The sequence below is a fragment of the Candidatus Manganitrophus noduliformans genome (genome assembly GCF_012184425.1).
In the GTDB taxonomy this organism is placed as follows: domain Bacteria; phylum Nitrospirota; class Nitrospiria; order SBBL01; family Manganitrophaceae; genus Manganitrophus; species Manganitrophus noduliformans.
In genome coordinates this window covers 1,038,777-1,056,248 of sequence record NZ_VTOW01000002.1, presented here as the reverse complement: position 1 = coordinate 1,056,248, position 17,472 = coordinate 1,038,777, and the positions used below count along the sequence as shown (strand labels likewise).

Here is a 17,472-nt window from a genome sequence, read left to right as displayed (position 1 = left end):
GACCGATTCCTGTCGAGAACCGACCCATGATGAAACGGCGGTTTCTTTTCCTCTTCCTCTTCGTTGCCCTCGCTTTGAGCGCCTCCCCGGTTTTCCCCGCCGCAATCGAAGAAGCGATCGCGCCGCGCCCGTTCGGGACCTTCTCCATCGTCGCCTACGACGAGAAGACCGGCGACCTTGGGGTTGCGGTGGCCTCCAAGTTCCTCGCCGTCGGCGGCGTGGTTCCCTGGGCGCAGGCCGGGGTCGGCGCGGTCGCGACCCAGGCGTGGGCCCATCCCGGTTACGGTCCGCGGGGGCTGGCGCTTCTGAAGGAGGGGGTTGCGCCGGAAGCGGCGATCGCGCAATTGACCGCCGACGATCCGGAGCGGGAGCAGCGCCAGGTCGGGATGGTCGATGCCCGCGGGCGGGCGGCGGCCTTTACGGGGAAGAAGACGTTCGGTTTTGCCGGGCATCGGATCGGGCGGGGCTATGTTTGCCAGGGGAATATCCTCGCGGGGGAGAAGGTTCTTGCCGCCATGGCCGAAGCATTTGAAACGTCCACGGGGGAGCTGGCCGACCGGCTGCTCGCGGCGCTGCACGCCGGGGAGCGGGCGGGGGGAGATAAACGGGGGCGGCAGTCGGCCGCGTTGCTGGTGGTGCGCGCCGGCGGCGGCTTCGCCGGGCTGAACGATCGGTTCATCGATTTGCGCGTCGATGATCACGTCCAGCCGGTTCAGGAGTTATTCCGGCTTTTGGGGCTGCATCAGAAGTTCTATCCGAGGGAGTGAGGGGGGGTACCATTGGCGTGGTATCCGGGTTGGCAAAGCATCAGATGGATCTTATAAGATCGGCAGGGTGGCGATTGCGGGGGAGAGGGCATTGTCGATGAGAAATTTCATGAAGCTCGGGTAATCGGAATCTCACGCTCTCGAACGGCCTCTGCAGCGAATTTCAGCGCTTCTTGAATGTCTTCTTTCTGGAGATCGGGGTAGTCCCGCAAAATCTCTCCTTCGTTCATGCCGCTGGCCACCAATCCCACCACCGTGGCGACCGGGATTCGCAATCCGCGAATGCAGGGGACCCCGCCCATCTTGTCGGGTTCTATTGTGATTCTGGAAAATCTCATTGTAAACCTCCGCAACGGAGAGTTTAGCACAGATCAGCCCTTTTTTCAGCGTCTGCTTCGGTCCGATCCCTGTTAAGATGATTTCGGTCCAATTTCTCTCCTTCAATAGGCAACAGGCTGCTGCCAAATGATCCGCCCCTTTCCGGGCGCTGATGGCGGTGGCGTCGAAGGTGGGGCCGTTTGCGCCGGAGTATGCCGGCAAAATGGATTTTTACTTGAACCTGCTCAACGAAAAAGAGCGCGCCTCCGACGACCGCCCCTCCATGGGAGTAAGGGGGACAGCAGACTCTGACTCTGCTTATCTAGGATTACCCTGAAGCCGATCTATTTTCTTGAACTTTTCCTTCCGATTATCTATATTAAGCCATTCGTTCCATCCCCCAGAGAAATACCAGGAGCTGTTCGCCATTGGCCACGAGAACAGGAACTGAGACTAACGCATTCTTCGAACATCCCATCTTAAATTCTCCTTATGAAGCCCCGACACGCCATTGGGAACTAGATGACCAAGGGCAGCCAACGCAAAGAATCATTGAAAACCGCCGCAAGGCCGAGTTCATCACGCCGATTCCAAAGCCGAAAAAACGCAAAGGATCGGCGGTGCAGTCGCAAATGGTTTTTGACGAAGGCAAAGGGCTTTCCACTGAGGAGCAGCAGTATGATCCTACGTGGACCATCAATCAGCTTCGTCAAGAAGTAGACCAATGGCGGAAATTGCCCAATCCGAATCAGTGGCATGTCACTCCCGAAACGGCGCGTCTGCTGCAGCACTGGCGACATCACAAATTCAACAGCATCCGTCCCTTCTTCTGCCAAGTGGAGGCGGTTGAAACAGCCATCTGGCTCACCGAGGTTGCGCCGCAAGCTGGGAAGACCGGCAAGTTTCTTATCGATCATTTATCAAATGCCAATCACGAGGCCAACCCGGAGCTGATGCGCTTGGCGTTGAAGTTGGCGACCGGCGCAGGGAAGACGACGGTTATGGCGATGCTGATCGCGTGGCAGACCGTCAATGCGGTGCGACGATCGCAGAGCCGAAAGTTCACCCGTGGGTTTCTGGTTGTTACGCCTGGCTTGACCATCAAAGACCGCCTGCGAGTTCTTCAGCCCAATGATCCGGACAGTTATTATGCCAGCCGAGAATTGGTGCCGGCCGATATGTTGGACGATGTGAACCGCGCCAAAATCGTCATCACCAACTACCACTCCTTTAAGCTTCGCGAGCGGATCGAGCTTTCAAAAGGGGGGCGTTCGCTCCTTCAAGGTCGCGGCGAAGAGCTGAACACCCTTGAAACAGAGGGGCAGATGCTTCAGCGGGTAATGCCCGATCTGATGGGCCTCAAGAACATCCTGGTCCTTAATGACGAGGCCCACCACTGTTACCGAGAAAAGCCGGGAGCAGAGGAGGACGAAGAGGATTTAAAAGGGGAAGATAAGAAAGAAGCTGAGAAAAACAACGAAGCCGCCCGGCTTTGGATTTCCGGTTTGGAGGCGGTTAACCGCAAGCTCGGAATCGCCCGCGTCATTGACCTTTCGGCCACACCCTTTTTCCTGCGCGGCTCCGGCTATGCCGAGGGGACGCTCTTTCCCTGGACCATGAGCGACTTCTCGCTGATGGATGCCATCGAGTGCGGGATCGTCAAACTCCCGCGCGTCCCTGTCGCCGATAACATCCCCGGCGAAGAGATCCCGATGTTCCGCAACCTCTGGGAACACATCCGCACGAAGATGCCGAAGAAGGGCCGAGGCAAAGCGAACATCCTCGACCCGCTGAGCCTGCCGACGCAACTCCAGACCGCGCTGGAAGCGCTGTATGGTCATTACAAAAAGACCTATCGCCTTTGGGCCGAGGCCGGAATCCGCGTGCCCCCCTGCTTCATAGTGGTTTGTAACAACACCTCCACATCCAAGCTGGTTTATGATTACATCTCCGGCTTTCACCGACAGAACGAGGACGGTTCAACGACCCTCGAAAACGGTCGCCTTGCTTTGTTCCGAAATTTCGACGAGCACGGCAACCCGCTTGCCCGGCCCAACACGTTGCTCATCGACAGCGAGCAACTCGAATCGGGCGAAGGGTTGGACGACAACTTCCGGGGAATGGCCGCCGATGAGATAGACCGCTTCCGTCGCGAGATCATCGAGCGCACCGGTGATCCTCGCCTGGCAGAGAACTTTACCGATCAGGAATTGCTTCGGGAGGCGATGAACACGGTGGGCCGGTATGGGCGGCTGGGCGGATCGATCCGTTGTGTCGTCTCTGTCTCGATGCTCACCGAGGGATGGGATGCGAATACCGTGACCCATGTGCTGGGGGTCCGGGCCTTCGGTACCCAGCTTCTCTGCGAGCAGGTCATTGGCCGCGCCCTGCGCCGCCAGTCCTATGAGCTGAATGAAGAGGGTCTATTCAATGTGGAATATGCCGATGTTTTGGGTATTCCCTTCGACTTCACTGCCAAGCCGGTCGTCGCGCCGCCTCAACCGCCGCGCGAGACCATCCATGTTAGAGCCGTCCGGCCGGAGCGCGATCACCTTGAAATCCGCTTCCCGCGTGTGGTCGGCTATCGGGTTGAATTGCCTGAGGAGCGGCTGGAAGCCGAGTTCAACGAGGACTCCGTGCTGGAGTTGACGCCGGACCTCGTCGGCGCAACCGAGACCAAAAACTCAGGCATCATCGGCGATACGGCAGACCTAAGCCTCGTTCACACTGCCGACGTTCGGCCCTCACAGGTTTTGTATGAGCTGGCGTCTCACCTTATCCTAACCCGATGGCGCGATCCGGAAGGAGATCCCAAGCTATATCTCTTCGGTCAGCTCAAGCGGATTACCCGCCAATGGCTCGACGGTTATCTTGTCTGCAGGGGCAGCACCTATCCGGCGCAGTTGAAGTATAAAATGCTGGCCGATATGGCTTGCGAACGGATCAACGCTGGGATCACTCGTCGATTTATCGGCGAGCGTCCGATCACCATCGTGCCCGATCCCTACAATCCGACCGGCTCCACAGCCCATGTTAATTTCAACACTTCCAAAACCGATCGTTGGGAAACCGATGCCCGGCGCTGCCACATCAACTGGGTAATTCTAGATAGCGATTGGGAAGCCGAGTTCTGCCGTGTGGTGGAATCCCACCCGCGCGTCCGCGCCTATGTCAAAAATCACAATCTGGGCCTTGAAGTGCCCTACCGCTATGGCTCGGAGATGCGCACGTATCGGCCTGATTTCATCGTGCTGGTCGATGACGGTCATGGCGAAGACGATCTGCTGCACCTGATTGTCGAAATCAAAGGCTACCGACGCGAAGACGCGAAAGAGAAAAAGACCACCATGGAAACCTATTGGGTGCCGGGCGTCAATCACATCGGGCAATATGGACGCTGGGCCTTTACCGAATTCAGAGAGATCTACCAGATCGAGGCCGACTTCAAGGCGAAGGTGGAAAACGAATTCAACAAGGTAATCGAATCTGTTGCGGTCAGTCCAGTCGATCAAGGGAAATAAAAATGGCTAAAAAGAAAAACCCCACCACGAAATCGGTCGAAGCGCTCAAGCACGATGAGGCGAAGCGAAAGAACATTCCGACCGCCGAATACCAATCGGTTCTGCAAAAAGAGGAACAGAATCCAGTGCGCGTGGCTTACGAGCGGCGCAACCGCGACCTCGATCCGCAACTCGTCTGGCGCGGCAAGGATGAGCAGGACTGGAGCGACCTCGTGGTCCATGCTCCGCCGCTTTACATCCAGGAAAAGGTCCACCCCAAGGCTTTGATCGACGATCTGCTGCGCGACACGCGGGAGCGCCAGTACGAGGCGGGGGAGTTGACCCCGGACCTGTTTGCGGACTTTAACGGCATCCCAAAGGGGGTAGACAAGACCGAATTCTATCAGCATGACCAGAACTGGTCGAACCGGATGATCCTGGGCGACTCCTTGCAGGTGATGGCTAGCCTAGCCGAGCGCGAGGGGCTGCGCGGCAAGGTGCAATGCATCTACATCGACCCGCCATACGGCATTAAATTCAACAGCAATTTCCAGTGGAGTACCACCAGCCGCGATGTGAAGGACGGAAACTCAGATCACATCACTCGCGAACCGGAACAGGTAAAGGCGTTTCGCGACACGTGGCGAGACGGCATCCACAGCTATCTCACCTATCTGCGTGATCGCCTCACCGTTGCCAGGGATCTCCTCACCGATTCGGGTTCCATTTTCGTGCAGATCGGCGATGAAAATGTCCACCGCGTCCGGGCGGTGTTGGATGAGGTGTTTGGGGAAATGAATTTCTGTTCACTAATCACCTTTGCGAAAACATCTAGTCAGACGAGTAAACTGCCAGCCGCTGTCAGTGACTATGTACTTTGGTATTGCAAGGACTTCTCCGCTGTCAAGGTAAGGACCTTAAACACGGAAAAGGACATTCTGCAATTAGCGGGAAGCACCTATCGGAACTTCGAGGACACTTCTGGAATGCTTCAGGAAATCAAGCAGAAGGATTTGCCTGAATTGCTGACCAATTCGGACAACTACGCTTTCGTCAATCTTGCGGATCTAACGTCTCAGACTGGCGGCGCTTCTTCGCAGTTCGAGATCGAGTTTTTTGGAATTGTATCCACTCCCAAAAAAGGGCGTGGATGGAGAACAGGTAAAGATGGCATTAAACACCTTCATCGGGCCGGGCGATTACATCCTAAAGGTCCAAACATTTTCTACAAGCAGTTCCTTTCGGATTTCCCAATAGCGCCATTATCGACGCGCTGGGCCGACACGCAGATGGGGGGCTTCTTGAAAGGGGAAGAACGAATCTACGTTGTTCAGACCACAACAAAGGTCATCGAACGCTGCATCCTCATGGCCACCGATCCTGGTGATCTCGTTCTTGACCCGACCTGCGGTTCCGGCACAACTGCCACCGTCGCCGAGCAATGGGGCCGCCGCTGGATTACAATTGACACTTCACGTGTGGCGCTGGCGTTGGCCCGAGCCCGTATCATGGGAGCGCGCTATCCGTTTTACCTGTTGTCCGATTCGCGCGAAGGTCAGATCAAAGAAGCCGAAGTCACCCGCACTGCGCCGAGTTCTCAGCCCACGCACGGCAACATCCGACACGGCTTTGTCTATGAGAGGGTGCCGCACATCACCCTCAAGTCGATCGCCAACAACGCGGAGATCGATGTTATCTGGGACCAGTGGCAGGCGAAACTAGAGCCTTTGCGCGCGCAACTAAACGCCGCGCTCAAGAAGAGCTGGCAGGAGTGGGAAGTTCCGCGCGAGGCCGATGCCAAGTGGCCGGAGACGGCGAAGAAGCTACACGCCGACTGGTGGGAAGCCCGCATCGCGCGGCAGAAAGAGATTGATAAGTCCATTGCCGCCAAAGCCGAGTTCGAATATCTCTACGACAAGCCCTATGAAGACAAGAAGAAGGTCCGCGTGGCGGGGCCGTTTACGGTTGAAAGTCTCTCGCCGCACCGTGTTCTTGGGGTGGATGAGAATGACGAATTAATCGATGGCTGTAAAGAAACCAAGCCTGGATATGGTAAGCAGACTTTTCCCGAAATGATTTTGGAAAACCTCAAGGTCGCGGGTGTCCAGCAGGCGCACAAGGAAGACCGCATCACCTTTACGGCGCTTACCGCATGGCCCGGCTACCTGATTTGCGCGGAAGGCCGTTACTTTGAAGGGGGCGAGGAGACCGGCAAGGAAAAACGCGCCGCCATCTTCATCGGCCCGGAATTCGGCACCGTCACCCGCCCCGACCTGGTAGCCGCCGCTCGGGAAGCCGGCGATGCCGATTTCGACGTATTGATCGCCTGCGCGTTTAACTACGAGGCCCACGCCACGGAGTTCAGCAAACTCGGCCGCATCCCGGTGCTCAAGGCGCGGATGAACGCCGACCTGCACATGGCCGACGACCTCAAGAACACGGGCAAAGGTAATCTGTTCGTGATCTTCGGCGAGCCCGACATCGATATTATTCCAGCCGAAGAAGGCAAGGTTCGAGTGAAGGTGAACGGTGTAGATGTTTTCCATCCCAACACTGGCGAGGTTCGTAGTGACGGGCCAGAGGGCATCGCCTGTTGGTTCATCGACACCGATTACAACGAAGAAAGCTTCTTTGTCCGCCACGCCTATTTCCTCGGCGCGAACGATCCCTACAGCGCATTGAAAACAACTCTCAAGGCTGAGATCAATGAAGAAGCCTGGGCCACCCTCCACAGCGACACTTCGCGCGCCTTCCCCAAGCCAAAGTCCGGGCGGATTGCGGTGAAGGTGATTAACCATCTGGGGGATGAGGTGATGAAGGTGTTTAAGGTGTCATGATGGAAACCAGTGTTGCCTATATCGGCTCCTGAATGTATTGGTATTATTTAGGATATCGAAAACTAAGGGCGATCACTATACAGTCAAAGTCTATGAAAGCGAAAAAAGAAGTTGCGACAAGGACACCTGCGAGCATAAGCGATTTTCTAAAAAACCAGATATTACCGTTCCGGGGGTATGAGCCAATTGAGCTTCAGGCTGGGACAGATAGAATCTCAAGGTTATTGTAGAGCCGGTTGCGGTTCTAAGCTAAATACTCTACCTAGAATCTCACTTGGCTGTAAGGAACGATTTCAGTAATAAAGGAGCGGCTTGACATCCAAGCTGAATAATGAGTTTTGAAAAAACTCTATGCTACAGAAGAATGGAAAAGACGTTCTTCAAAGAGATCTTTAAGAACATTAAAACGCAAGAGAAAATCGTGTAAATACAGTGGAGGGAAAGAAGAGGAAAGTAAAGAGAAAAGTGAAGAGAAAAGAAATTCCAAATCAGCTAGGGCAAGCTATGAGAATGTAAAAAAGAGAAAAGGCCGAATAGAAATCAAGGCTCCAGCGAACTTCAGCTTGATAAATAATATAGATGAAACACTTTTATTTTTTGACACTGTCCATTACTACTCTACAAAAAATCAACAAAAAATTTATTTCGATCTTTCCGAAGTAAAAGAGCTAACCACAGATGCCATTCTCTATACACTGTCGCGTCTTGAGTACTACCATGAACGCCGAGTTAATATTATAGGGAATAACCCAAACGATGAAACGTGCGATAACATGTTGCTTGCATCTGGGTTTTATAAATATGTATATTCTCAAAGAGTAGGTAAAACTCCTAGTGATTCTAACATATATTCGATTGAATCAGGCTCAACGGTCTTACCCCAAAAAGCCCAAGAGGTCAAAAACTTCGCAGCGCGGTGCCTCAATAAATCTGATCTGAGTGATACAAGGAGTATTTACACTACATTAATTGAATGTATGGCGAATACTAAACACCATGCGTATGCAGCTCGTAGCTTGCATTCAAAGTGGTGGCTAATGGCATCTTACGATCAGAACAGTAAAAAAATCCACTTTACCTTTTTAGATAATGGATTTGGTATTCCAAGAACGATAAGAAAGAAAAATACGGAAAAGATAAATGAAAAGTTAAGAGAAATGGTCAGTAAAGTTGTTGCGGTTGAGAGCCTGGATGCCATATTAATAAATTCAGCTCTAAAAGGAGAGTTCCGAACACAGACAAGTAAGGCATACCGTGGCAAAGGGCTTCCTCGTATATATGAAACGGCTCAACAGAATAAAATTGATACTTTGGTCATAATTTCTAGAAAGGGTTTCGTTAATAGTTCCTCGCGAGAGGTTAGACCGTTAAAAAGGATTTTCTATGGAACACTTTTGTCTTGGCAGTTTTTATGAGAAAGAATGAGGTGTAATATGACTACAATAAATATTCTAAAAGACTTTACCCGGACCCCAGGGGCTAGGTTTATAACTGATGGTCAGTATTCCGGAGAAGAATTTCGAGAAAAATTCTTAGAAGGCCATTTCAAAGATCCAAATGATAATTCCAAAATTATAATTATTTTAGATGGAACAGAAGGATATGCTACCTCCTTTTTGGAAGAAGCATTCGGTGGTTTAGCACGAAAATATGGCACCAAGAGATGCTTAGATAGGCTGGAATTCATTTCAAATGAAGACAAGCTAATAATTGATGAAATTAAGAGCTATATCGAGCATCCAGATAATGAATAAATATTTAGTCTCCGCGATAGCTTTTGTATTTTTGATGATGGGTATTGCTATTGGTAGTGCTATCTCATACTGGAATCTAATAAATTCTTCGTTTTTTCAGGTTAGGATGCTAGAGATAGTTCAGTTGACAGTAACAGTATCGATTGCTGTTTTTGTTACTTACTTTATAAATAGTAAGATCAATCATGAAATCAAAAAAAAGGAAATGTTAAATGATCTTATTTCTCGTTTTCAGAATCACCTTACTGATGTAGTTGATCTTGGATATGATTATATGGAAAATCCGAACAAAGAAAAGGAGCGGAGTATTATTAGAAAGTTCAAAAATCTAGGCGTTCTGTTGAGTATAATAAAAGATATAAAAACTTCGGAGGATGAATCTCTAAAATACGATGAAACTCTTTACCTTGATTATATTAAACTTAAAGGTTCCATAACCGATACTCCATTTGGCCAGAAAGGTCCAAAGTATTCGGAAGAAGCTAAAAGAAAAGTCGAGGATCATTATTGCTCATTATTAAACCGTCTATATGAATGCAAATTAAAGTTATATTCTAATTAAGCTATCTTTATTCCTAAGCTCTCAGAAAAGGGGACAGATTTATTTCTCGGTCTCAGAGCCAGCTGAAATTTCAGAAAAAGGTCATAGAGAAAAAGAAAAGAGAGCAGGCTACTTTCAATGAAACCCTCCTGGATCGCCGGCATCGATGGTTTCCGCAGTGACTGGTTCGTCGTCTTGGTGAACCACGCCCAAGGCCGCGTCATCGAAACCCGCCATCACCTCTGCGCCTCGTTTAAAGAAGTGTTAAACCTCACCCCCGCGCCGAAAGTGATCGCCATCGACATCCCCATCGGCCTTTTAGACTCGCCACAGATCGGAGGCCGGGAATGCGACCGGGAGGCAAGGCGCCTTCTGAAGCACCCGCGCGCCAGCAGCGTCTTCTCGCCCCCGATCCGGAAATATCTTCCCGCCCAGACCCTTTCCGAAGCTCCTGGAATATCGATACAGACTCTTTGTATTCTTTCCAAGATCCGCGAGGTGGACGAGCAGATGACCCCGGAATTGCAGAACCGCGTCGTCGAGGTCCATCCCGAAGTCAGCTTCTATCACCTGGCCGGACAGGCGATGCGACACAATAAGAAGAAGCCGGACGGCCGAGAGGAGAGGCTCAATGCTTTATCAGGAACCTTCCTCGATATTTGGAAGGAAGTCTTTAGCAGTAAGCTAAAAGTCCCCTACGACGACATGATCGACGCCTACGCCGCCGCCTGGACCGCCATGCGAATCGAAAACGGCATCGCGAAACGTTTTCCAGAAAATCCACCCGTCGATGCGAAAAAGCTACGGATGGAGATTTGGTCTTGATCGCAGGAGAAAGCCGCCAGGGTCTGGTCTTGCAATGCAACATGCTCCGGCAAGCTGGGGAGAAAATTTGGCAGGGTGCTTTTTCGACCGGCCTCAAAGAATAAAGGGCGAATGATTTGGAGTCACAGCTTCCGTCTCATCTACAGCGGCTTTTTAGATCATTCGACATGCAAATGGAGCCGAAAGCCTCGGATCTCAGCCCGCAGGATGTTGAACGTTTGGCCGAGTTCCTAGGCGAAGAGACCAGCGATCCTTGGGAGCACGAAGCGGCGCTGGCGTTCCTGGCGATCAGCCGGTCGGAGCCCGCCGCGCAGGCGATTCAATCCACGTTGGAGTCCGGCGATGTTCGCCTTACGGCTGCCGCGCTTACGGTGGTGGCGGAGCGCTGGCCTGATGTGCGTTTTCGTCAGAGCGTCGAGCGGTATGCGCGTGACGTCACCGCGTCTTCGAAACTCCGGATTCCGGCGGCGCTCGCGCTGTATCGAATGGGTGAGGGCGACGGTTTTCAGATATTGGCAGAATATGCCGTGGGCGATGCAACCGAAACCCACGAATCGGGGGAGCGACTAAACGCGTGTGGCGACCTCGCACAGTTTACGCGGGCCGAGGATCTGGAGGCCCTTGTTCCACTCATCGGAGCGGGGGCATACATGTGGGTTGCGTTCCATTTGATCAAAGAGAAAGGGGAGAAATTGATTCCCCAGCTGAGGGAAGAGTTCTCACGCGCCAAACAGAAAGACTATGTCGCCTTTACCCTCTGTCAATTGGGGGACCGGGAAGGGTTTGAGCACACCAAACGCGTCCTCTTAAACTTCGACAAAACGGTGAAGCGCGATTATCCGATTATTTGGGCGATCGACGCGCTCATCGGTCTGTATCTCGGACAGCCGAGGCGTTGGAGTTCAGAAGAGCTATGCCCATTCTTTCGGGAACTGCTGACGCAACAGATGCGGCGGCCGCTCGGAGGCGACTGCACTGTCATCGGCAGGACGCTCACAGAGTTACAGAGATGCGAATGCCGCGGCGATTCCACTCACGAAATTCTGACTCAACTGCAAGCCCACATTGAGCGGGATGCTCCGTGGGAGGACGAGGAAAAGGCGGGGCTTGCCAAGCAACTCGCTCATTTCCGAACTTGGCTGTCAGGGCCGAATCGTTGATGTTTCGGAACTTCAAGAGAGAAATGAGGGCCGAGAAGAGAAGGAAAGAAAGGGAATGGGAGAATAAACTCCTTCTGGGTCGCCGGCGTCGATGGTTTTCGCGCCCAAGGCCGCGTCATCGAAACCCGCCATCACGTCTGCCGCTCCTTAATATTAAGAGTTGGAATGAAAAAACAGTTTAAGAGAGAGTAGCAGATTTCTAGCATAAGAATGAGTATAATAATTGAGATAGAATGAACATTCGTAAAGTTGATGATTAGAAAAATGTGAGAAATGAGAAAACTGTTTAGCAGTAAGCGAAATTCGTGCCTAACTGATCTCCCCTTTGGGACCATAGGCGAGCATGAGTAAGACGACTGAAGAAATCTTGAAAAAGCTGAAAACCTCCCTCCATCAGCTGTATGGACAACGGTTAAGAGGATTATACCTTTACGGCTCTTTTGCCCGAGGTGAAGAGAGGAGTGGCTCTGACCTCGATGTGGCAATGATTCTGGAGAGCTTTGATCGGCCTTGGACGGAAATCCAGCGGACCAGCGAATTGGTCTCAGCCCTTTCCCTGGAGTATGGGCTCACGGTATCACTGATCCCTCTTCGCCTCTCAGATTGGTCTCTCAATCAACGGCCTCTCATCCGTAGTATCCATCGCGAGGGTGTCGCCGTCCAATGAGGGAAGCAACGAAGGCCTTCCTAGATAAAGCCCAAGACAACATTGAAGCCTGCGAAGCGCTTATTGGGTTAGGGCATTTTGATATTGCAGCGTCAAGAGCTTATTATGCGATGTTCTATGCAGCCTCGGCCCTGCTGATCGAAGAGGGGGAGGAGCATGCCTCTCATGGAGCGGTACAAGGTGCGTTCGGTCGGTTATATGCCAAAAGTGGACGCCTCGATCCGAAATTCCATCGATATCTCATTGACGCTTACCGGAGAGACAAGCGGCCGATTATGACGCCCCTGCTGAAGTCGGCGCCGAAGAAGCAAAAATTCTCTTGAACCAAGCGAAGGAATTTCTCTCAGCCATAGAAGGGTTACTGGGTCATCGATAGGATCAAGTCGACACTTGGCTTATGGGAGGCGAAAGGCCCCACGGAGCCAAAACCGAGACAGTACCTTCCAATGAACCCCTCCTGGATCGCCGGCATCGATGGTTTCCGCCGCGGATGGTTCGCCGTCCTGGTGAACCACGCGCAGGGCCGCGTCATCGAAACCCGCCATCACCTCTGCGCCTCGTTTAAAGACGTCTTAAATCTCACCCCCCGCACCGGCTTCATAAAAACCCACCCTGCCGGGGATAGCGTTATACGCAGTTTTGTTTTATACTGCGTATAATAAAAAGGGGCCATGATGGAAAATCTTTCCGAGAGCGCCAAGTTGCTCTATGCGCAGCTTCTGAGCCAGTGCCTGCACGCCTCGGCGCCGAGCGGGCGGGGGCTTTCATTCGTCGGCAAAAAAATCCGGGGAGGCGCGCACTGGTATTTGCAACTCACGGTCGGCAGCCGAAAGACCCAGCATTACCTCGGACCGGACACCGAAGAAGTCCGTAACCTGATACAGAAGGAGAAGGCCCTGTGGCAGAGGGCCAAACCGGATATCGCTTCGCGCGAGCGGCTGGTGGCAATGCTGGCATCGGGCGGCGCGCAGACCCTCGGAGGCGCGGAGGCCCGGGTTTTCGAGCTGCTGGAGCGCACGGGGGTCTTTTTGGTTGGGGGTGTTCTCGTGGGATCGCACGCTTTTTCGGCCTATGGCAATATGCTGGGGGTGCGATGGGACACCGAGACGACTCGGACGCAGGATGTCGATCTTGCGGCGGATCGACATGTGCAGATCGCGGTGCAGAACAAACCGATCCGGCTCAGGGAGGCGCTGCTCAAATCGGACATGGGATTTATCGAGGTTCCGGCGCTCGATCGCAAGACCCCGTCGACAAAATTTAGGATCATGGGCCGCGAGCTGAGCGTCGATATCCTCACGCCGATGGTCGGACGGACCTCGACCAAACCGGTCCATCTCGCGGCGTTCGAAACCTATGCCGAGCCGGTCCGGTTTCTCGATTATCTGATGGAGGATGCGCAAGAAGCCGTGCTGATTGCAAAGGGGGGAATTCTGGTGAACGTTCCCGCGCCGGCGCGCTACGCCTTCCATAAGCTGGTCACCTCGCAGCGCCGTCCCGCGGCGTTTCAGGTGAAAGGGGCGAAGGACACCCGTCAGGCCGAACAACTCTTGATCGTATTGGCGCAAGACCGTCCGGGCGACCTGCGGCTCGCCTGGCGAGCCGCTTCTCGGCAACCGGATAAATTTCGGCGGCAACTCCGAGTCGGCGCCGGGATGCTTTCCTCAGAAGTCCGTGCACGGCTCAAAGGGATTTTGCCCAAGGGCGCCCTCGATGGAAAGGATTAGGCATCGCGATTCGCAGGTCGTGAGAAGATGAATCTTGAAAAATAAAAAGAAAATTTAAAAACGGATTGTGTTGTGCACCCGGAAGCAGAGCGTCTTGAAGAAGTAAAAAGTTTTGTGGTGGATCTGGTTCGGCGCGGGGGCGGCGAGGCCGTTTCCCTCGACGCCATTCGGACCGCCCTGCAGGATCATCCCTTGATCCCCCTCTGCTACCGCAGCGAGGAGCCGGGACTGTTGGCCTTCGAGCGCGCGGCCAAGCAGAAAAATTTTAACAACCTGGTCGGGGAATATTTGATCGAGCTGGTAAGGGATGGGGAGTTGGTGTATGTGACGTCGGAGAAGGGATATCGATGTGCATAGGCGGGGGGGCATGTTTGATAAAGATAGTGCATAGAGTTATTTGAATGGGGCTCTTCGCCCCAAGCCCCCCACCTGCGAGGATCAAAGTCGTGGGGCTGCTCGCCCCACCCCCCGCCACGGGGGTTGCGTGCCCACCCCCCTTTGGATTCCCAGGGCAGCCGGGGGGAAAGTACCCCCCCAGCTCCCCCCGTCTACGGTCAGAACTTGCACAACCACGGAAGAGCGCCGTGGATTGTGCTTCAAACATGCTGACCTGATTTGGTCGATAATACGTCTGACAGAAGGAACGCAGGACCATCAGGGGCACAGGACGCCCATGACGCGCAGGCTCTTTGCTATTCGGTTTTGATTTGAATTCTTAGAATTACTGGGTAATCTCTTGTGGGCCTCTGCGCCCGCAGCGTAAGGGACCCACTGGGGGATGGGTGGTGCCCACCCCAAAGAGCAGGCTCTTTGGGGACCCCGGGTCGGACGCAGAGGCCCACTACAAATCAAGACGTTCCACATACCCTATAAGGTCAGCTGTCTGAAGCACACTCCGCGCTGCTCTTGCGCGGGTGTGGGAGTTCTGACCGTTGTTTTGGGGTTGGGGGGCCAGGGGGTGAAAACCCCCGGTGTCCCTTAGGAAGCCGAAGGGGGTTGGGCAAGCAACCCCCGCGGTGGGGTATGGGGCGAAGAGCCCCATTCAAATTACGACCCCTCTTCCTGAAACCCCCCGGCCCGATAGGTCAACACCAGCGTGTCCCGATAGCCCCCCTCGGCGGTCGGCAGGATCGGCGTCGATTCGTGAATCACCCGCGTGTCGTCGAGCAGCAGCAGAGTCCAGGGTTCTGTTAAAGTAAACCGCTTGCCGTTCGATCCGGCCGCCTCGAAGATCCGGCTCTCCCCCCCTTTGATGTTCACCCGCCTCACCAGAAAGATCGCCACAAAATCGACCCCGTCGCGATGGGCCCCTTCCGGCGTCGGCCGGCCGATGCCGTGGGCGGTGTCGATCCGGAACGGGTGCGCCTCTACATACCAGGGCTGCGGGCCTTTGACCGCGGAGCAGAGCTGCCCGATCGCCTGAAGCAGCCGCGTCCAGGCCGGCGCCGCGACAGTGGCCGGGGCGATCGGCTCGAAGAGACGCTTCATCCCCCCATGCAGGGCGTTGTAGTCGAGCGGCTGCCAGTGGGCCCGGTGCGGCGCCTGCGTGACTTCTTTCCCCTCCACCACAAAACAGGAGTGACGCCGCCGCCGGTAAGGGACGGTATCTTTCAGGTAGGGATCGAGCGGCAGGTCGTTCCAAGCCGGCGCAAGCGCTTCCAATTCCGAGGAGGTGCAACGGGCGAACGTACAAACGTCGGAGGGGCGCAGCACCGCGTAACCGTCGGTCTTCAGCGCATCCGGCAGCTGATCGGGCTTCGAAAAGGGGGGGGGAAGGATGGCGGTCGGCATCGTGAGTTCGGGTTTAAACCTCCAAAAAAAGGGTCTGCTCCTGCACAGCGAATGGAAGAGAATACCCCCAAACAAAATTGAAATCAATCACCCTTTGAGATTGGAATGGGGCTCTTCACCCTAAGCCCCCACTGCGAGAAATCAAAGTCGTGGGGCTGCTCGCCCCACCCCCCGCCACGGGGGTTGCGTGCCCAACCCCCTTTGGATTCCCAAGGGCAGCGGAGGGGGCAAGCCCCCCCCTGCTCCCCCCACGGTCAGAACTCGCTCAACCACAGAAGAGCGCCGATGGATTGAGCTTCGAACATGCTGACCTGAAGCGGTCGATAATACGTCCGACAGAAGAAACGCAGGAGAATGGGGGGCACAGAACGCCCATGACGCGCAGGCTCTTTGCTATTTTGTTTTGTTGAATTTAATCAGCCTTGAGTTCTGTGGGCCTCTGCGCCCGCAGCGTAAGGGACCCACTGGGGGATGGGTGGAGCGAGGACGCAGTGGCCCACTACAAATCAAGACGTTCCACCTACCCTACAAGGTCAGCTGTCTGAAGCACAATCCGCGCTGTTCTTGCGCGGTTGTGCGAGTTCTGACCGTTGTTTAAAGGGGGTCCAGGGGTGCAACCCCGGTGCCCTTAGGAAGCCGAAGGGGGTTGGGCACGCAACCCCCGCGGTGGGGTGTGGGGCGAAGAGCCCCATTCCAATCGAAATTAAATAAAAGCTTTGCTCCGATCCCAAATATGATTTCACAGGGGTGTAGGGCAACGCCCCCAATAGCATCGCCTCTTGCTCTATCAAGCGGCCCATGTTAATAAAGTGCCGTGAACGTTCATCTCATTCTCTGGATCCTCGTATGAACCTGATCCTCCTGGAACCCCATGAAGTCGGCGCTTCCGGCGAAGCCGTCCTTTCAGATGCGCGCGCCGCGCACCTGCGCAACGTCCTGAAGTCGGCGCCGGGATCTCACGTCCGCATCGGTCTTCTCGACGGCCCGCGCGGCGTCGGGACGGTGTTGTCGATCGGCGACGGGACGGCGGCCTTGCGCTGCGCGTTCGAAACAAGCGTTCCCTCCCGGCCGGGGGTCGATCTGCTCCTGGCGCTGCCGCGGCCGAAGGTGATCCGGCGGATCTGGGCCCAGGTCGCCGCGATCGGCGTCGGGCAGATCATTCTGACCCATGCCGAGCGGGTGGAGCGAAACTACTTCGACACCCATTGGCTCGCGCCGGAGAGCTACCGGCCGCGGTTGATCGAAGGGCTGCAGCAGGCGCGCGACACGCGGCTGCCGGCCGTGTCGATCCACCGGCGATTTAAAGTGCTGATCGAAGATCAGCTCGACGGTCTCTTCAAAGACGGGCGGCGTCTGGCGGCCGATCCGGCGGCGGAGAAGCCGGCGGGGGCGGCGGCGCGGGAGGGGGGCGAGGGACGGGTCCTGCTTGCCGTCGGGCCGGAGGGGGGATGGAACGATTTCGAGAGGGGGCTTCTTGCGGCGCACGGCTTTCAGCCGGTCGGGATGGGCCCCCGGACATTGCGCACCGACACCGCCTGCATCGCGCTTTTGGCATTGGTTCATGAGGGGATGAAAGGATAATGAG

The 17,472-nt window shown here is 54.6% G+C and carries 16 protein-coding genes; 14 read left to right on the top strand and 2 right to left on the bottom strand.

Annotated elements, in window-relative coordinates; translation table 11 throughout:
• Positions 1-26 precede the first annotated feature (26 nt).
• Positions 27-767 (top strand): DUF1028 domain-containing protein, encoded by a 741-nt coding sequence (locus tag MNODULE_RS14165; protein WP_202882216.1) that lies wholly within the window; start codon positions 27-29, stop codon positions 765-767.
• 107 nt (positions 768-874) lie between these two features.
• Here the strand turns inward: MNODULE_RS14165 and MNODULE_RS14160 are convergent, their stop codons facing one another.
• The gene (locus MNODULE_RS14160; RefSeq protein WP_168060881.1) at positions 875-1,105 is read right to left on the bottom strand and encodes a DUF433 domain-containing protein; all 231 of its coding nucleotides are present in this window, start codon (positions 1,103-1,105) and stop codon (positions 875-877) included.
• Positions 1,106-1,257: 152 nt separating this feature from the next.
• On the opposite strand from MNODULE_RS14160, the gene MNODULE_RS25630 reads away from it, so the two are divergent.
• The 12 genes from MNODULE_RS25630 (at position 1,258) to MNODULE_RS14100 (ending at position 14,453) form a co-directional block, all read left to right on the top strand.
• Positions 1,258-1,422 (top strand): PDDEXK nuclease domain-containing protein, encoded by a 165-nt coding sequence (locus MNODULE_RS25630; RefSeq protein ID WP_168060879.1) that lies wholly within the window; start codon positions 1,258-1,260, stop codon positions 1,420-1,422.
• Between the two features lie 91 nt (positions 1,423-1,513).
• Positions 1,514-4,606, top strand: coding sequence for a BPTD_3080 family restriction endonuclease (locus tag MNODULE_RS14150; protein ID WP_168060877.1), 3,093 nt, complete (start codon positions 1,514-1,516; stop codon positions 4,604-4,606).
• A 2-nt stretch (positions 4,607-4,608) separates the two neighbouring features.
• Positions 4,609-7,422, top strand: coding sequence for a site-specific DNA-methyltransferase (locus tag MNODULE_RS14145; RefSeq protein WP_168060875.1), 2,814 nt, complete (start codon positions 4,609-4,611; stop codon positions 7,420-7,422).
• 338 nt (positions 7,423-7,760) lie between these two features.
• The gene (locus MNODULE_RS14140) at positions 7,761-8,837 is read left to right on the top strand and encodes a hypothetical protein (protein WP_168060873.1); all 1,077 of its coding nucleotides are present in this window, start codon (positions 7,761-7,763) and stop codon (positions 8,835-8,837) included.
• An 18-nt stretch (positions 8,838-8,855) separates the two neighbouring features.
• A complete protein-coding gene (locus MNODULE_RS14135; protein WP_168060871.1) occupies positions 8,856-9,176 on the top strand; it encodes an STAS-like domain-containing protein in 321 nt (106 codons plus the stop codon).
• A complete protein-coding gene (locus MNODULE_RS14130; RefSeq protein ID WP_168060869.1) occupies positions 9,169-9,738 on the top strand; it encodes a hypothetical protein in 570 nt (189 codons plus the stop codon). Before MNODULE_RS14135 ends, MNODULE_RS14130 begins: the two co-directional genes overlap by 8 nt.
• A 117-nt stretch (positions 9,739-9,855) precedes the next feature.
• Positions 9,856-10,542: a DUF429 domain-containing protein gene (locus tag MNODULE_RS14125; RefSeq protein ID WP_168060867.1), complete on the top strand. Its 687-nt coding sequence runs from the start codon at positions 9,856-9,858 to the stop codon at positions 10,540-10,542.
• A gap of 218 nt (positions 10,543-10,760) precedes the next feature.
• The gene (locus MNODULE_RS14120; protein WP_168060865.1) at positions 10,761-11,702 is read left to right on the top strand and encodes a hypothetical protein; all 942 of its coding nucleotides are present in this window, start codon (positions 10,761-10,763) and stop codon (positions 11,700-11,702) included.
• Between the two features lie 343 nt (positions 11,703-12,045).
• Positions 12,046-12,369 carry a nucleotidyltransferase domain-containing protein gene (locus MNODULE_RS25480; RefSeq protein ID WP_422666754.1) on the top strand — a complete coding sequence of 108 codons (324 nt, stop codon included), beginning with the start codon at positions 12,046-12,048 and terminating at the stop codon, positions 12,367-12,369.
• On the top strand, positions 12,366-12,692 hold the full coding sequence (locus tag MNODULE_RS14110; RefSeq protein ID WP_168060862.1) for a HEPN domain-containing protein: 327 nt from the start codon (positions 12,366-12,368) through the stop codon (positions 12,690-12,692). The genes MNODULE_RS25480 and MNODULE_RS14110 overlap by 4 nt, the downstream gene beginning before the upstream one ends.
• Before the next feature lie 348 nt (positions 12,693-13,040).
• Positions 13,041-14,096: a GSU2403 family nucleotidyltransferase fold protein gene (locus MNODULE_RS14105; protein ID WP_168060860.1), complete on the top strand. Its 1,056-nt coding sequence runs from the start codon at positions 13,041-13,043 to the stop codon at positions 14,094-14,096.
• Positions 14,097-14,168: 72 nt separating this feature from the next.
• Positions 14,169-14,453 carry a hypothetical protein gene (locus tag MNODULE_RS14100; protein WP_168060858.1) on the top strand — a complete coding sequence of 95 codons (285 nt, stop codon included), beginning with the start codon at positions 14,169-14,171 and terminating at the stop codon, positions 14,451-14,453.
• A 690-nt stretch (positions 14,454-15,143) separates the two neighbouring features.
• Here MNODULE_RS14100 and MNODULE_RS14095 read toward each other — a convergent pair.
• Positions 15,144-15,887, bottom strand: a complete 744-nt coding sequence (locus MNODULE_RS14095; RefSeq protein ID WP_168060856.1) for a 2OG-Fe dioxygenase family protein — start codon at positions 15,885-15,887, stop codon at positions 15,144-15,146.
• A gap of 846 nt (positions 15,888-16,733) precedes the next feature.
• On the opposite strand from MNODULE_RS14095, the gene MNODULE_RS14090 reads away from it, so the two are divergent.
• A complete protein-coding gene (locus tag MNODULE_RS14090) occupies positions 16,734-17,468 on the top strand; it encodes a 16S rRNA (uracil(1498)-N(3))-methyltransferase (RefSeq protein ID WP_168060854.1) in 735 nt (244 codons plus the stop codon).
• Positions 17,469-17,472 lie beyond the last annotated feature (4 nt).

What these genes read in the sequence shown, in the direction of transcription:
- MNODULE_RS14165 (WP_202882216.1), top strand. Translation starts at nt 27, where the DNA reads ATGATGAAACGGCGGTTTCTTTTCCTCTTCCTCTTCGTTGCCCTCGCT.
- MNODULE_RS14160 (WP_168060881.1), bottom strand. Translation starts at nt 1,105, where the DNA reads ATGAGATTTTCCAGAATCACAATAGAACCCGACAAGATGGGCGGGGTC.
- MNODULE_RS25630 (WP_168060879.1), top strand. Translation starts at nt 1,258, where the DNA reads ATGGCGGTGGCGTCGAAGGTGGGGCCGTTTGCGCCGGAGTATGCCGGC.
- MNODULE_RS14145 (WP_168060875.1), top strand. Translation starts at nt 4,609, where the DNA reads ATGGCTAAAAAGAAAAACCCCACCACGAAATCGGTCGAAGCGCTCAAG.
- MNODULE_RS14135 (WP_168060871.1), top strand. Translation starts at nt 8,856, where the DNA reads ATGACTACAATAAATATTCTAAAAGACTTTACCCGGACCCCAGGGGCT.
- MNODULE_RS14130 (WP_168060869.1), top strand. Translation starts at nt 9,169, where the DNA reads ATGAATAAATATTTAGTCTCCGCGATAGCTTTTGTATTTTTGATGATG.
- MNODULE_RS14125 (WP_168060867.1), top strand. Translation starts at nt 9,856, where the DNA reads ATGAAACCCTCCTGGATCGCCGGCATCGATGGTTTCCGCAGTGACTGG.
- MNODULE_RS25480 (WP_422666754.1), top strand. Translation starts at nt 12,046, where the DNA reads ATGAGTAAGACGACTGAAGAAATCTTGAAAAAGCTGAAAACCTCCCTC.
- MNODULE_RS14110 (WP_168060862.1), top strand. Translation starts at nt 12,366, where the DNA reads ATGAGGGAAGCAACGAAGGCCTTCCTAGATAAAGCCCAAGACAACATT.
- MNODULE_RS14105 (WP_168060860.1), top strand. Translation starts at nt 13,041, where the DNA reads ATGATGGAAAATCTTTCCGAGAGCGCCAAGTTGCTCTATGCGCAGCTT.
- MNODULE_RS14095 (WP_168060856.1), bottom strand. Translation starts at nt 15,887, where the DNA reads ATGCCGACCGCCATCCTTCCCCCCCCCTTTTCGAAGCCCGATCAGCTG.
- MNODULE_RS14090 (WP_168060854.1), top strand. Translation starts at nt 16,734, where the DNA reads ATGAACCTGATCCTCCTGGAACCCCATGAAGTCGGCGCTTCCGGCGAA.